Source organism: Streptomyces sp. KM273126, assembly GCF_004337435.2.
GTDB classification, from domain to species: domain Bacteria; phylum Actinomycetota; class Actinomycetes; order Streptomycetales; family Streptomycetaceae; genus Streptomyces; species Streptomyces acidicola.
The window spans coordinates 3,089,870-3,103,640 of record NZ_SJXB02000001.1 but is presented as its reverse complement, the minus strand read 5'-3'; the positions used below and the strand labels follow the sequence as shown (position 1 = coordinate 3,103,640).

Sequence of the window (13,771 nt, the reverse complement as noted above, 5' to 3'; positions counted from 1 at the left end):
AGGACGCCGAGCAAACGCCGAGCAGACGCCGATCAGACGCCGATCAGACGCCGACGACGGGACTCCGGCGACAGAGCCCAGGGCCCAGGGGATGGCCCTAGCCCAGCGACTCGAACCGCCACCGGTGCACTGCCCGCATCACCAACTCCCCGCCCGGCTCCGGCAGCTCGGGCAGTTCGGCGTCGTACGCAGCGTCCCACCAGGTGATGACGAGCACCCGGTCCTCAGGTGCGCGGAACGTCTCGCGGCGCAGGGGGGAGGACGGCAGTTCCTGCGCGCGGGCCCAGGCGAGAAGCTCATCGCCTCGGCCCGCCACCGCCCGGGCCTCCCACATCAGGGCGACGGTCACGAGTAGAGGTTCTCCTTGCTCACCTCGTGGACGTGGTCGTGGTCGTGGGCATGCGTGTGCGCGATGCCCGGCACATGCGGGTCCGTCACGGGGAGCGACGAGTCCGCCGACAGGTCCCAGTCCGAGGCGGCGCGCCCCCGGGCCACCATCTCGGCGCCCAGTGACGCCACCATCGCCCCGTTGTCCGTGCACAACTTGGGCCGGGGAACCCTCAGTCGGATACCGGCCGCTTCGCAGCGTTCCTGGGCGAGGGCGCGCAGGCGGGAGTTCGCCGCGACGCCGCCGCCGATCATGAGGTGGTCGACGCCCTCGTCACGGCAGGCCCGTACGGCCTTGCGGGTCAGGACGTCCACCACGGCCTCCTGGAAGGACGCCGCCACGTCGCGCACCGGGACCTCCTCCCCCGCCGCGCGCTTGGCCTCGATCCAGCGGGCCACGGCCGTCTTCAGCCCGGAGAAGGAGAAGTCGTACACCGGGTCGCGGGGCCCGGTCAGCCCGCGCGGGAACGCGATGGCGCCCGGGTCGCCCTCGCGTGCGTACCGGTCGATGACCGGCCCGCCCGGGAAGCCCAGGTCGAGTACGCGGGCGATCTTGTCGAAGGCCTCGCCCGCCGCGTCGTCGATGGTCGAGCCCATGGGCCGTACGTCGGAGGTGATGTCGGTGGACAGCAGCAGGGAGGAGTGCCCGCCGCTCACCAGCAGCGCCATCGTCGGCTCGGGCAGCGCGCCGTGCTCCAGCTGGTCCACGCAGATGTGGGACGCCAGGTGGTTGACGCCGTACAGCGGCTTGCCCAGCGCGTACGCGTACGCCTTCGCCGCCGAGACGCCCACCAGGAGGGCACCGGCCAGGCCCGGACCGGCGGTGACCGCGATGCCGTCCAGGTCGCGCGCGCTGACCCCCGCCTCCTTCAGCGCACGGTCGATGGTCGGCACCATCGCCTCCAGGTGCGCGCGGGAGGCGACCTCGGGCACCACACCGCCGAAGCGGGCGTGCTCGTCGACGCTGGACGCGATCGCGTCCGCGAGCAGGGTGGTGCCGCGGACGATGCCGACACCGGTCTCGTCGCAGGAGGTCTCGATGCCGAGGACGAGTGGTTCGTCGGCCATTGATCCGTCAGCCATTGATCTCGGTTCCTTGTACGCCGTTCACGGATGGTGCACCCGCGGCCGGGCCGCTCTCGGGTGCGGTGCTGAGCCTCATCACCAGGGCGTCCACGTTGCCCGGCTGGTAGTAGCCGCGCCGGAACCCGATGGTCTGGAAGCCGAAGCGCTCATACAGTTTCTGGGCGCGGACGTTGTCGACGCGGCATTCGAGCATGACCTCGGCGCAGTCGAACGACGTGGCGGCCCGCAGCAGCTCGGCCATCAGCCGCGCACCGAGCCCGGTGCCCCACTGGTCACGGGCGACGGCGATGGTCTGCACATCGGCCACCGCGCCGGAGTCGCTGTCCGAGCGGCTGTCCGAGCCGCTGTCAGAGCCGCTCTCGGACGCGGTCCCGGCGGCCGCGAGACCCGCGTACCCCACGAGGCGGTCCCCCTGGACGGCCACGACATACCGCCGGGTCGCCTGCGGCCCTCTGGCGTGGGCCAGCTCGGACCAGAACATGCCCCGCGACCAGGCGTCCTCGGGAAACAGGGCCTTCTCCAGCTCCAGTACGGGATCTATGTCCCACCAGCGCATCTCGCGCAGCACCGAGGTCTCCTGGGTCACTTGGGGGTGACGACCTTGTAGTTCTTGGGCACCTGCGCGTCGGGCCGGCGCAGGTAGAGGGGCCGGGGCGGAGGCAGTTCCTCGCCCGCGGCCAGCTTCCCGGCGGCCAGCGAGGCCAGCGCGGCGGCCGACACGTGCTCGGGCTCGTGCGCCTTGGGGAAGGTGTCCGGGTAGAGCAGCGCACCGGCGCCCACCGCCGGGAGTCCGGCCACGGCGTCGGTGATCTCGGCGGGCCGGTCGACGGCCGGATCGGTCACCCGCGTACGGGAGTCCGCGTACCGCGCCCAGTACACCTCCTTGCGGCGGGCGTCCGTGGCGACGACGAACGGCACGTCGAGGTCGGACGCGTACGCGAGCCCGTCGAGCGTGCACAGTCCGTGGACGGGGACGCCGAGGGCGAGCCCGAAGGTGTCGGCGGTCATGAGGCCGACGCGCAGCCCGGTGTACGGGCCGGGGCCGATGCCGACGACGATGCCGGTGACGGCGTCGAGGCGCGTGCCCGCCTCGGCGAGGACCCGGTCGACGGCGGGCAGCAGCAGCTCCCCGTGCCGGCGCGCGTCCACCTGACTCGACGAGGCGACGACGTCCGTCCCGTCGTGCAGCGCGACGGTCACGGCGGGGGTGGCGGTATCCAGAGCGAGCAAGAGCACGCAAACAGCCTACGGCGCCCGAGCCGCGCTGACGGCCGCCCCGGACAGCCGCCCCTCTCCTGCTACCGTCACAACGAAGAATTGCTCGAACGACGTACAAGACATCAGCGGTAACTGAACATCAGCCGTACTGAGGTACGAGAGGTGGGCGCAGAAGGTGGCCAGTAGCAGCTCGGGATTCGTGGCCGGGCTCACCGTGGCGGCCCTCGCCGCAGTCGGTTTCCTCGCCTACCAGGCGTCGGCGAACGTGCCGGACGACCTGGGCAAGCCGTCCGCCACCGAGTCCCCGGCGGCCGTGAAGTCGAAGACACCTTCGGACAAGAAGGCCCCGACACCCGTGCCCGACGACTCGGGCTCCGGCCAACGTGTCGTGTACTCGCTCTCCGACGACCGCGTCTGGCTGGTCGGCGCGAACGACAAGGTGACCCGCACCTTCAAGGTCACCCCCAGCACGGTGGACCCGGACCCCGACTCCTACCGGGTCACCTCGCGCACGAACTCCACCACCGGCTCCGACGGCACCGCCATCGAGCACGTCGTCCGCTTCACCACCGCCGAAGGCGTCGTCATCGGCTTCAGCGCCGCGGTCGACGGCTCCACCCCCGAGCCCGACCCCGCCACCAAGACGGGCGGCATCCGCGAGTCCCGAGCGGACGGCAACGCGATGTGGCAGTTCGCAACGATCGGCCGAACGGTCGTGGTGGTCGAGTAGGGCGCGGGGAACTGCGCGACAAGCCACAACGCACCGTCAGCGGACAACGACCAGCAGACCCCCCCACGCGATTCCCGCGAAACGCCTACGCGGCCTCGGGGCGCCGTACGTCCTCACCCTCCGCCGGAGGCACAGGCTCGGGCGCCGACGGAGTCGACACCACCCGAGCCGCCGCACAGGAATCCAACAGCTCCCGCATGGAAACCCCGGGCACCCCGGCCACCCGCTCAGCCCGCGGCAGCGTCTCGTCTCGTTCTGAAGCCTGCATGGGACGCCTCCTGGAACCTGGGGGCGAAGAAAGTTAGGTACACCTAACTACGGACCATTACCATGTGACCACGCAAGAGGCACCCCACGCAACATCTTGCCGACGCGTTGTCGGAAACGTTCACGCCGAGAGCACACTCAGATCCACGGCCGCCCACCGCTCCCCGACCCCGCGGAGCGTGACGTGACGGACCTCGTCCGCCGTGTCCCCCACGGCCCGGTGGATGAGGACGTGCAGCCGATCCTCCGTCAGCTCCTCGACCTTGCCCTCGCCCCACTCCACGACGACCACCGAGTCGGACAGCGACACGTCGAGATCGAGGTCCTCCATCTCGTCGAGCCCGCCGCCCAGGCGGTACGCGTCGACGTGCACGAGCGGCGGCCCGTCCCCCAGCGAGGGGTGCACGCGCGCGATGACGAAGGTCGGGGACGTGACCGCGCCCCGCACGCCCAGCCCCTCGCCGAGCCCCCGGGTCAGGGTCGTCTTGCCCGCGCCGAGTTCCCCGGTGAGCATCACGAGGTCGCCGGCGCGCAGCAGCTTGGCGAGGTGGCGGCCCAGCTCCCGCATCTGCTCGGGCGCGCTGACGGTGAGCTCTACGGACACGGACACGGACGCGGGGGAAGCCCGGTGCTCACCCGGGCTGTGCGGTGCTGCTGGTGCTTCCATAACGGCCAACGGTAGCCCCTGCCGGGACGGCACCCGCGCGCGTGAGGAGGTCGGCGAGGCGGTCCATGACCACCTCGGGGTGCTCCAGCATCACCAGGTGACCGGCGTCCGGCACGAGCACGAGTTCCGCGTCCGGCAGGAGGTCCGCGATGGCCTCGCTGTGCTCGCTCGGCGTGACGAGGTCCTTGATGCCGGCCAGTACGAGCACGGGCAGCTCGGCGAAGTGCACCAGCGCCTCGGTCTTGTCGTGCTCGGTGAAGGCGGGGTAGAACTCGGCGACCACGTCGATGGGTGTGCCCTCGATCATGCGCTCGGCGAACCGCGCGACCGCCGGGTCGATGTCCCGGGTCGCGAACGAGTACCGCTTGATGATCCCGGCGAACAGGTCGGCGGTGGCCCGCCGTCCCCTCTCCACCAGCTCGGCCTGCTGCCCGAGCGCCCGCAGCACACTGGGCAGGACACGGCGTATGGCGTTGACGCCCGCGACGGGCAGCCCGAAGTTGACCTCGCCCAGCCGCCCCGACGACGTGCCGATGAGGGCCGCGCCGACGACGCGGTCGCGGATCAGTTCGGGGTAGTGGGCGGCCAGCGCCATCATCGTCATGCCGCCCATGGAGTGCCCGACGAGCACGATCGGCCCCTTGGGCGCGGCCGCGTCGATGACCGCCTTGAGGTCGCGGCCGAGCTGGTCGATGGTGACCGGCACCCGGCCCTCCACCTGTGCCGGGTTCCGCCCGGAGCGTCCATGGCTGCGCTGGTCCCAGTGCACGGTCCGTACGACACCGCGCAGCGCGGCCCGCTGGAAGTGCCAGGAGTCCTGGTTGAGGCAGTAGCCGTGGCAGAACACGACGGTGACCGGGGCCGGGGCCCTGCGTCCGAAGAGGCGGCGCTTGCGCGGACCGAGACCGGCTTCGGGCTCGATGTCGTCCACCTCGTAGTACAGCTCGGTGCCGTCGTCCGCGTACGCCTTGCCGGGCGTGCCGCGCAGCGATCCGTACGGTCCCGTCGAGTCGAGGGCGAGCCGGGCCTTCTTGCGCATGCCGCGGCCCACGGTGAGCCGCTCTATGGCGACACCGGCGGCGGCGCCCGCGGCGACCACGCCTATCGCCGCGCCCGCGATGCCGGCCTTGCGCCAGTTCCCGGCGGAGGCGGCGGCCGAGGCCGCGTTCGCGACGGCCTCCATGGCCTTCGCGCTGCTCTCGCTCACGTCCCGCTCCTCCTCGCCGGGGTCCGCGGCCTTGGCCTGGCCTGACGGACGCGTGCTCGTTCTGTCCTGTAGTCGGGTGGTACCGGCACAGGTCTGCCGTGCCGCACGCCTCTTCGCGTCTGCGCGGCTACCCGCCTTGTGCGTCGTTCACCAGAAACGGTCACCGTTCACCGAAAACGGTCGCCGATCTCCGGAAACGGTCGCCTAAGACGCGTCGTCGTTCACATAGACGCGCGGAACGCGCGTTCCGATCCGGGTGACGATTTCATACGCGATGGTTCCGGCCGCCTGCGCCCAGTCCTCGGCGGTCGGCTCGCCCCGGTCGCCCGGTCCGAAAAGCACCGCTTCCGTACCGGCGGGCGGTTCGTCCCCGCCGAGGTCGACCACGAACTGGTCCATCGCGATCCGCCCGGCGACCGTGCGCCACTTCCCGCCGACGAGCACCGGGCCGGAGCCGGAGGCATGCCGCGGGATGCCGTCCGCGTAGCCGACGGGCACCAGGCCGAGGGTCGTGGCGCCCGGGGTGACGTACTGGTGGCCGTAGGAGACGCCGTGCCCGCCGGGAGCGTGCTTCACCAGGGCGAGGGACGCGCTCAGCGTCATCACCGGCCGCAGTCCGAAGTCGGCGGGGGTACCGACCTGGGGGCTGGGCGAGATCCCGTAGACCGCGACTCCGGTCCGTACGAGGTCGAAGTGGGCCTCGGGGAGGGTGAGGGTGGCGGGCGAGTTGGCGATGTGCCGTACCTCGGGGCGGGCGCCCTGCCGCTCGGCGTACGCGACCATCTCGCGGAAGCGGGTGAGCTGGGCCGCGATGGAGGGGTGGCCGGGCTCGTCGGCGCACGCGAAATGGGACCACAGTCCGGTGACCGTGAGCAGTCCGTCGGCCTCGGCGCGCAGGGCGCCCGCGACGAGGTCCGGCCAGTCGTCCGGCTGGCAGCCGCTCCGCCCGAGCCCGGTGTCCGCCTTGAGGTGCACGCGCGCCCGTACCCCGGCCGCTGCCGCCGCCTCGGTGACCTCCCGCAGCGCCCACAGTCCGCTGACGGAGACGTCCAGGTCGGCCTCGATGGCCTCCCGCCAGGGACCGCCGGGGGTCCACAGCCAGCACATGATGCGCCCCGGCAGCCCGGCCGCGCGGAGAGTCAGGGCCTCCTCGGGCGTGGCCGTACCCAGCCAGCCGGCCCCCGCCGCGACGGCCGCCCGGGCGCACCGCACGGCCCCGTGGCCGTATGCGTCGGACTTCACCACGGCCATCAGGACCGCGCCCGGCGCGTGCGCGCGCAGCGCCCGCACGTTGTCCCGCAGTGCGGCGAGATCGATCTCGGCGCGGGCACGCAGGGGCGCGGTCGGCGGCAGTACTGTCTCAGTCATCGCGCCCAGTGTCTCAGAGGGACGACAGCGGCCCGCTGGGGAGCGCGCGCGGAGGCGCTACGACCGTTCCGGGCTCGCCCGCCACCCCCGTCGCGCCCGTCACCCCTGGCACCTTCTTCACCCCCGTCACCTTCCTCACTGCCGTCACCCCCGTCACCCCTGAACCGCGCCGGCGTGGGCAGGTCGTGACCCATGTCCCGCAACGGCCCGCGGCCGCCGGGTCGCGTGGCTCGGAAGACCACGGACCCGGCGGCCGCCTCGATGATGCGGTACGTACGCGATCAGTCCGCCGGCCCGGCAGCCATGCCCTGCGAACCCATCCCGCTCTCCGACGTGTTCGACTCCTGCGCCCCGGAGGACGGCGCCTGGCCGAGCATGTCGGACTGCGAGGACTGGTCGGACTGGCCGGAGTCCGAGGACTGACCCGAGTCCGCGGACTGGCCGGAGTCCGAGCCCTGGCCCGAGTCCGAGCCCTGGTCGGAGCCCGAGCCCTGGTCGGAGCCCGAGGACATGCCGGGGACGCTGTCGGCGACGGGTCCCGGCGCGGGCGGCGCGGGGTCTGCCGCGGCAGCGGCCGCGTTCATCGGGAGGACGGCCAGCAGGGCGAGGACTACGGCGGCACCGCCGATCGCCGTGCGGCGGGCGGAGACGCGCGTTCCGGTCATTCGTGTTCTGGTCATGCGACCAGCGAACGCGTCACGGATGGGCCGTTGGGTGCGCCGCGCGCGTGAGGTCACCCGATTTGAGGCTTACCTGCACTACATCGTCACGTAAAGTCACATCAAACACACACAAATTTCCCGAACTCGGGCACCTTGAAGGGTCTGGTATGTGCGGAATCGTGGGATATGTGGGCGCACGGCCCGCACTCGACGTGGTCCTCGCCGGCCTGAAGCGGCTGGAGTACCGGGGGTACGACTCGGCGGGTGTGGCGGTCCTGGCCGACGGGGGCCTCGCCACCGCCAGGAAGGCCGGGAAGCTGCTCAACCTGGAGAAGGAGCTGGCCGAGCACCCCCTGTCGACCGGCCCCACGGGCATCGGCCACACCCGCTGGGCGACCCACGGCGCCCCCACGGACACCAACGCCCACCCGCACCTCGACAACGCGGGCCGCGTGGCCGTCGTGCACAACGGCATCATCGAGAACTTCGCCTGCCTGCGGGCCGAACTGGCCGAGCGCGGGCACGAGCTGTCCTCCGAGACGGACACCGAGGTGGTGGCACACCTGCTGGCCGAGGAGTTCTCCTCCTGCGCGGACCTCGCGGAGGCGATGCGGCTGGTGTGCCGCCGGCTGGAGGGCGCGTTCACGCTCGTCGCGGTGCACGCGGACGAGCCGGACGTGGTGGTCGGTGCACGCCGTAACTCGCCGCTCGTGGTGGGCGTCGGAGACGGCGAGGCCTTTCTCGCCTCGGACGTCGCCGCGTTCATCGCCCACACGCGGTCGGCGATCGAGCTGGGCCAGGACCAGGTGGTGGAGCTGCGCCGGGGCGGTGTCCTGGTCACGGGCTTCGACGGCCGCCCGGCGGACGTGCGCTCGTACCACGTCGACTGGGACGCGTCGGCGGCGGAAAAGGGGGGTTACGACTACTTCATGCTCAAGGAGATCGCCGAGCAGCCCAAGGCGGTCGCCGACACGCTGCTGGGCCGCATCGACGCGTCCGGCTCGCTGACCCTGGACGAGGTCCGGATCAGCGCCCCCGAGCTGCTCGAGATGGACAAGGTGGTCATCGTCGCCTGCGGTACGGCGTTCCACGCGGGCCTCATCGCCAAGTACGCCATCGAGCACTGGACCCGCATCCCGTGCGAGGTCGAGCTGGCGAGCGAGTTCCGCTACCGCGACCCGATCCTCGACCCGCGCACGCTGGTCATCGCCATCTCCCAGTCCGGCGAGACCATGGACACGCTGATGGCGCTGCGGCACGCCCGCGAGCAGGGCTCCAAGGTGCTCGCGATCTGCAACACCAACGGCTCGACGATTCCGCGCGAGTCGGACGCGGTGCTGTACACGCACGCGGGCCCGGAGGTCGCGGTCGCGTCCACGAAGGCGTTCCTGACCCAGCTGGTCGCCTGCTACCTCGTGGCGCTCTACCTGGGCCAGGTGCGCGGCACGAAGTGGGGCGACGAGATCCAGGCGGTCGTCCGGGAACTCTCCCGCAGCTCCCAGGACGTCGAGCGGGTCCTCGACACCATGGAGCCGGTACGGGCGTTGGCACGCTCACTCGCCCACAAGGGCACGGTGCTCTTCCTGGGCCGGCACGTGGGCTACCCGGTGGCCCTTGAGGGCGCCCTGAAACTGAAGGAACTCGCGTACATGCACGCGGAGGGCTTCGCAGCGGGCGAGCTGAAGCACGGCCCGATCGCCCTGATCGAGGAGGACCTCCCGGTGGTGGTGGTCGTACCGTCACCTCGCGGCCGTTCCGTCCTCCACGACAAGATCGTGTCCAACATCCAGGAGATCCGCGCGAGGGGCGCACGAACGATCGTGATCGCGGAGGAGGGCGACGAGACGGTCGTCCCGTACGCGGACCACTTGATCCGCATCCCCGCCACACCGACACTCCTCCAACCCCTGGTGGCGACGGTCCCGTTGCAGGTGTTCGCATGCGAGCTGGCGACGGCCCAGGGGAACGAGGTGGATCAGCCTCGGAACCTGGCGAAGTCGGTGACGGTGGAGTGAGCCTGGTTCTTCAGGGCTTCTATGAAGGTGGTGAGGGCTCCGGCCGGGAAGCTGAGAGGGCCTGGCCGGGGCGACAGCGGCTCGGGCTGCTGACGCGGTGACGCCTTCGCGGACCCTTCACCGGGGGAGGCCGACCGCCCGGGAGATGACGGTGTCGAAGGCGCGGTCGGGAAGGATCCGGCGCAGGGCGATGAGGGGTCGGGCGCCGAAGCCGGTGGCGTAGCGGGTCCTGGGGCGGCGGGCGGTGACGGCCTTGCCGATGGCGTCGGCGATGACGGTGGGCGGAGAGTTGCCCTTCGCGTTGGCCTCGGAGCGCAGGGAAGAGGCCACCGCGGCGGCCTGGGCGGCATAGGGGCCGGTACCGGAGGACTTCTCCAGCTTGTCGGCGGCGATGCCGCCCCATTCGGTGGCGATGCCGCCGGGTTCGATGACGACGACGTCGATGCCGAAGGGTTTGGCCTCAAGGCGCAGGGAGTCACTGAGGGCTTCGAGGGCGAACTTGGTTCCGTGGTACCAGCCGCCGAGCGGGGTGTAGACCTTGCCGCCCATCGAGGTGATGTTGACGACGGTGCCGCTGTGCTGGGCGCGCATATGAGGCAGGACGAGCTGGGTCAGACGCAGGGCGCCGAAGACGTTGACCTCGAACTGGTAGCGGGCCTCGTCCAGGGGGACGTCTTCGAGGGCGCCGTAGGAGCCGTAACCGGCGTTGTTGACCAGGACGTCGATGCGGCCGGTCTCGGCGGTGATCTTCTCGACGCCGGAGCGCAGGGAGTCGTCGTCGGTGACGTCCATCTCCAGAGGGCGGATGCCGTGGTCGGCGAGCTTCTGGAGGCGGTCGGTACGGCGGGCAGCGCCGTAGACGGTGTAGCCGAGTTCCTGGAGCTTGAGGGCGGTGGCTTCGCCGATGCCGGAGGAGGCACCGGTGACAAGGGCGGTCTTGGCGGGCGTGGCGGGCATGGCGGTTCCTCACAACTAAGATGAACTACGGTTCACATCTATTCTGAACCACAGTTCACTTTGATGCAAAGGGAAGGGCAGGCGAGCTCGATGTCCCAGGCCCGGGCGCCACGCGCCGACGCGGTCCGCAACCGCAAGAAGATCCTCACCGCCGCGGGCGAGCAGATCACCGCACACGGCCCCGACGTCGGAATGGACGAGATCGCCACCGCGGCAGGCGTAGCCGTGGGAACCCTGTACCGGCACTTCCCCACCAAGACGGACCTGGTCGCGGCCGTCGTCGCCGAGTACGTCGCCCGCGTCGCCGACGATGCCGAGGCCGCGCTCGCACGCGTCACCGGAGGCACCCGCGCCGCGGACGAGCTGACCGAGTTCCTCGGCCGCGTGGTCGAGGCATCCGCGGCCGACCGTGCCGTCAAGGCCGCCGCCCAGGCCCTCGGTGCGGAGCCGGTCGACCGTGCCACCGAGGACCGCGCAGGCGCAGCCGTCACCGCCCTCATCCGCGCCGGCCAGGCCGACGGCGACATTCACCCCGACGTCACCGTCAACGACATCTACCTGCTGTTCTCCACCGCCCCCACCGACCAGCCTCCCGCCGCCCGCAACCGCTGGCTCACCCTCGTCACACCGGGACTGACCACCACCCGGCCGCCGACATCCAGTTGAGGCCGCTCATCCTCAGGCGGCTCAAGGGCGGCCGGCGGTGCTGTCGTCGTTTCTCAGGAACAGAGCCATACGCAGTCGTTGCCGTCGGAGTAGGAAGCACCCGATGCAGCCGCGCCGATGAAGCCCCGAGTTTTCGCTGCCCCCCGGCCGCTCAGTAGCTTCTTGACCCTCACACCGTGTCAGGCGGTCAGCTCGGAGACATCATGTTCACCATCGGAGACTTCGCCCGGCACGGCCGCGTCTCGGTCCGCATGCTGCGTCACTACGACGCGACCGGACTGCTGCGCCCGGCTCACGTCGACCCCGCCAGCGGCTATCGCCACTACACCGCCACCCAGCTCGCCCGCCTCAACAGGATCATCGCGCTCAAGGACCTCGGATTCACTCTCCAGCAGGTCCAGGACATCGTGGACGAGAAGGTCAGCCTCGATGAACTGCGCGGCATGCTGCGGCTGCGGCGGGCCGAACTGGAGACCGCGATGGCTGCCGCCGGAGCACGGCTGGTCCAGGTTGAGGCGAGGCTCCGAGCGATCGAGAGTGAGGGGCACATGCCCACGAACGACGTTGTCATCAAGAGCGTCCCTTCCGTCCGTGTGGCGGAACTGACCGCGACCGCCGCGAGTTACGAGCCCGAGGACATCAGCCCGGTCATCGGGCCGCTCTACGACGAGCTGTTCCGGTGCCTGGGCTCGGCGGGTATCACCCCCACGGGCCCCGGCGTCGCGTACTACGAGGACGCCCCGGAGGGCGGCGGCAGGATCATCGTCCACGCCGCCGTCCAGGTCTCTGCCCCTCTCCAGGACGGCGCCTTCCGAATCCTCGACCTGCCGTCCCTCGACGAGGCGGCGACCATCGTGCACCGCGGTTCGATGGACACCGTGCTCCCCACCGCCCAGGCCCTGGCCCGCTGGATCGACGCCAACGGCTACCGGTCGACCGGATACCCCCGCGAGATCAACCTGGAGTGTCCCGAAAATCGTGACGACTGGGTGACGGAGCTGCAGGCACCGGTGACCCGGGCTGGATCAGTCGCGCCCCAGCCTGGCCGCTGATCACGTTCCGGCAGCGGGGGACCACTACGGTCTCCCGCTGCCCGACTTCAGTCTTGAGAGCTTCTTGTAGCAGGTCAGGGCGGCGAGACCGAGACGGGCGAGGAAGGGTGAGCCGGTTCGCTCGTATCGGACGGTGCGGCGGCGGTAGCCGAACAGCCAGGCGATCGACCGCTCGATCTTCCAGCGGTGCCGGCCGAGCCGTTCGCCCGATTTAATCCCCGGGCGTGCGATGCGCGGGATGAGCCCTCGGTCGCGCAGCCAGGTGAGGTGGCCTGCGGAGCGATTGGCAGATTTGGGACAGCTCTGACGGTGTCGAACCACGGCCTTACCGGGGTTGCCCGTGGCCGAGATCTGCCAATCACTCGGGCAGGCCGCCACTCAACCTCCCAGTCCCAGAACCAGCTCTCAGGGCGTCGACGAAAGTGGTGAAGGCCCCAGGGCGGAACATGAGGGTGGCTCGGGCGGGGGCCTTGGAGTCGCGGATGGCTATGTGGGTGGGCAAGTTCGCAATCTCCACGCAGGCGTTGCCGTCGTCAGGGCCTGAGTAGGACGACTTCCGCCAGTTGTCCATGGTGTGCCTCACAGTTCTTTCGCCAGCCGGTAGATGAAGTCACGCGACCGCACGGAGTCAAGTGATACGGCTTCCACTTTACGGAAACGCGTTCGAAAGGCGCTGTGCTGTGCTTCGGAGTCGATGAAGGCCAAGCCGTGGGGCACGTCGCGCACGACGGTGTCCAGTTTGGGGAGAGGGCCACCGACGTACGTCATGGTGCTGGCTGCCCTACCGAAACCGTCCAAGTCGAACGGGATGACGCGCACGGTGATGTTGTCGGCTGCGGAGAGCTCCACGAGTTTGGTGAGTTGAGCCCGTGCGGCGGCCCGGTCGCTGACCCTGATACGTAGGGCGCACTCGTGGATCACCAACTCGTACGGAATGGTGATCTGCTGGCGCCGCATTCGGTGGCGCAGACGCAACTCCAGTTCATCGTGGGTGAGTTCGGGAACCCTGGAGGAAAAGACACCACGGGCGTAGTCCTCCGTCTGCAGCAGGCCCGGTACGTACAGGATCGCAACCTCGTGCAGGAAAGTGGCATGGTGCTCCAGTTCCGCGAGGTCCAGGAATGACGTGGGCAGCAGGCCCCGGTAATCCTCCCACCAGCCGCGCGTTCGGTCCGCGGCCACGGCGACCAGCGCGTCGATGAATTCCTCATCCGTACATGCGTAATGGGACGCGAGTCGGCGCAGTCGCTGCTCGCTCACACCCGCGACCCCGGATTCGATTTGGCTGATCTGGACTCGATTCACTCCAAGCAGCGCTGCTGCCTCGATGGTGGTGAGCCCTGCCGCCTCACGGAGCCTGCGCAACTCACCTGCTAGGCGCATCTGACGCGCAGTCGGTTCGCGCCTCAGGACCATCAGTTGCTCCTTGGTTCAACACGTCTGCCAGTGCGGCTCGTTCGGGGTCAGATTACGGGATCGGCTTGCTCCG

General features: G+C 70.4%; 16 protein-coding genes. 4 read left to right on the top strand and 12 right to left on the bottom strand.

Going from position 1 to position 13,771, the window contains the following annotated elements; all coding sequences use genetic code 11:
* Positions 1 to 97: 97 nt before the first annotated feature.
* The 4 genes from E0500_RS13470 to tsaB are packed head-to-tail and all read right to left on the bottom strand — an operon-like array spanning position 98 to position 2,709.
* Positions 98 to 349 carry a hypothetical protein gene (locus tag E0500_RS13470; protein WP_131562698.1) on the bottom strand — a complete coding sequence of 84 codons (252 nt, stop codon included), beginning with the start codon at positions 347 to 349 and terminating at the stop codon, positions 98 to 100.
* A complete protein-coding gene (tsaD, locus tag E0500_RS13465; protein WP_399119105.1) occupies positions 346 to 1,470 on the bottom strand; it encodes a tRNA (adenosine(37)-N6)-threonylcarbamoyltransferase complex transferase subunit TsaD in 1,125 nt (374 codons plus the stop codon). Before tsaD ends, E0500_RS13470 begins: the two co-directional genes overlap by 4 nt.
* Positions 1,463 to 2,029: a GNAT family N-acetyltransferase gene (locus E0500_RS13460; RefSeq protein ID WP_131562764.1), complete on the bottom strand. Its 567-nt coding sequence runs from the start codon at positions 2,027 to 2,029 to the stop codon at positions 1,463 to 1,465. The genes tsaD and E0500_RS13460 overlap by 8 nt, the downstream gene beginning before the upstream one ends.
* A 26-nt stretch (positions 2,030 to 2,055) precedes the next feature.
* Complete coding sequence (gene tsaB, locus E0500_RS13455) at positions 2,056 to 2,709, bottom strand: tRNA (adenosine(37)-N6)-threonylcarbamoyltransferase complex dimerization subunit type 1 TsaB (RefSeq protein WP_131562701.1); 654 nt, start codon at positions 2,707 to 2,709, stop codon at positions 2,056 to 2,058.
* 157 nt (positions 2,710 to 2,866) lie between these two features.
* Here tsaB and E0500_RS13450 point away from each other — a divergent pair, with 157 nt between their 5' ends.
* Positions 2,867 to 3,421, top strand: coding sequence for a hypothetical protein (locus E0500_RS13450; RefSeq protein WP_165934966.1), 555 nt, complete (start codon positions 2,867 to 2,869; stop codon positions 3,419 to 3,421).
* A 388-nt stretch (positions 3,422 to 3,809) separates the two neighbouring features.
* On the opposite strand, the gene tsaE is transcribed toward E0500_RS13450, so the two are convergent.
* The 4 genes from tsaE to E0500_RS13430 all read right to left on the bottom strand — a co-directional run bounded on the left by tsaE (position 3,810) and on the right by E0500_RS13430 (position 7,610).
* Positions 3,810 to 4,355 (bottom strand): tRNA (adenosine(37)-N6)-threonylcarbamoyltransferase complex ATPase subunit type 1 TsaE, encoded by a 546-nt coding sequence (gene tsaE / locus E0500_RS13445; protein ID WP_131562705.1) that lies wholly within the window; start codon positions 4,353 to 4,355, stop codon positions 3,810 to 3,812.
* Complete coding sequence (locus E0500_RS13440) at positions 4,321 to 5,562, bottom strand: alpha/beta fold hydrolase (RefSeq protein WP_131562707.1); 1,242 nt, start codon at positions 5,560 to 5,562, stop codon at positions 4,321 to 4,323. The genes tsaE and E0500_RS13440 overlap by 35 nt, the downstream gene beginning before the upstream one ends.
* Positions 5,563 to 5,766: 204 nt before the next feature.
* A complete protein-coding gene (alr, locus tag E0500_RS13435) occupies positions 5,767 to 6,930 on the bottom strand; it encodes an alanine racemase (protein WP_131562709.1) in 1,164 nt (387 codons plus the stop codon).
* Between the two features lie 281 nt (positions 6,931 to 7,211).
* Positions 7,212 to 7,610, bottom strand: a complete 399-nt coding sequence (locus tag E0500_RS13430) for a hypothetical protein (protein ID WP_131562711.1) — start codon at positions 7,608 to 7,610, stop codon at positions 7,212 to 7,214.
* 149 nt (positions 7,611 to 7,759) lie between these two features.
* Here E0500_RS13430 and glmS point away from each other — a divergent pair, with 149 nt between their 5' ends.
* Positions 7,760 to 9,607, top strand: coding sequence for a glutamine--fructose-6-phosphate transaminase (isomerizing) (gene glmS, locus E0500_RS13425; RefSeq protein WP_131562713.1), 1,848 nt, complete (start codon positions 7,760 to 7,762; stop codon positions 9,605 to 9,607).
* A 117-nt stretch (positions 9,608 to 9,724) separates the two neighbouring features.
* On the opposite strand, the gene E0500_RS13420 is transcribed toward glmS, so the two are convergent.
* Positions 9,725 to 10,564 (bottom strand): oxidoreductase, encoded by an 840-nt coding sequence (locus E0500_RS13420; protein WP_131562715.1) that lies wholly within the window; start codon positions 10,562 to 10,564, stop codon positions 9,725 to 9,727.
* Between the two features lie 90 nt (positions 10,565 to 10,654).
* Here E0500_RS13420 and E0500_RS13415 point away from each other — a divergent pair, with 90 nt between their 5' ends.
* Entirely contained in the window at positions 10,655 to 11,230 is a 576-nt protein-coding gene (locus E0500_RS13415; protein WP_131562717.1) for a TetR/AcrR family transcriptional regulator, read from the top strand.
* Between the two features lie 203 nt (positions 11,231 to 11,433).
* Complete coding sequence (locus E0500_RS13410; protein WP_131562719.1) at positions 11,434 to 12,282, top strand: MerR family transcriptional regulator; 849 nt, start codon at positions 11,434 to 11,436, stop codon at positions 12,280 to 12,282.
* A 24-nt stretch (positions 12,283 to 12,306) separates the two neighbouring features.
* Here the strand turns inward: E0500_RS13410 and E0500_RS13405 are convergent, their stop codons facing one another.
* From E0500_RS13405 to E0500_RS13395, 3 genes are read right to left on the bottom strand one after another with little or no spacing between them, the layout of a single operon-like run.
* Positions 12,307 to 12,603 carry a hypothetical protein gene (locus E0500_RS13405; protein ID WP_131562721.1) on the bottom strand — a complete coding sequence of 99 codons (297 nt, stop codon included), beginning with the start codon at positions 12,601 to 12,603 and terminating at the stop codon, positions 12,307 to 12,309.
* Positions 12,604 to 12,640: 37 nt separating this feature from the next.
* Complete coding sequence (locus tag E0500_RS13400; protein ID WP_131562723.1) at positions 12,641 to 12,853, bottom strand: DUF397 domain-containing protein; 213 nt, start codon at positions 12,851 to 12,853, stop codon at positions 12,641 to 12,643.
* Between the two features lie 8 nt (positions 12,854 to 12,861).
* Positions 12,862 to 13,698, bottom strand: a complete 837-nt coding sequence (locus tag E0500_RS13395) for a helix-turn-helix transcriptional regulator (RefSeq protein ID WP_131562725.1) — start codon at positions 13,696 to 13,698, stop codon at positions 12,862 to 12,864.
* Positions 13,699 to 13,771 lie beyond the last annotated feature (73 nt).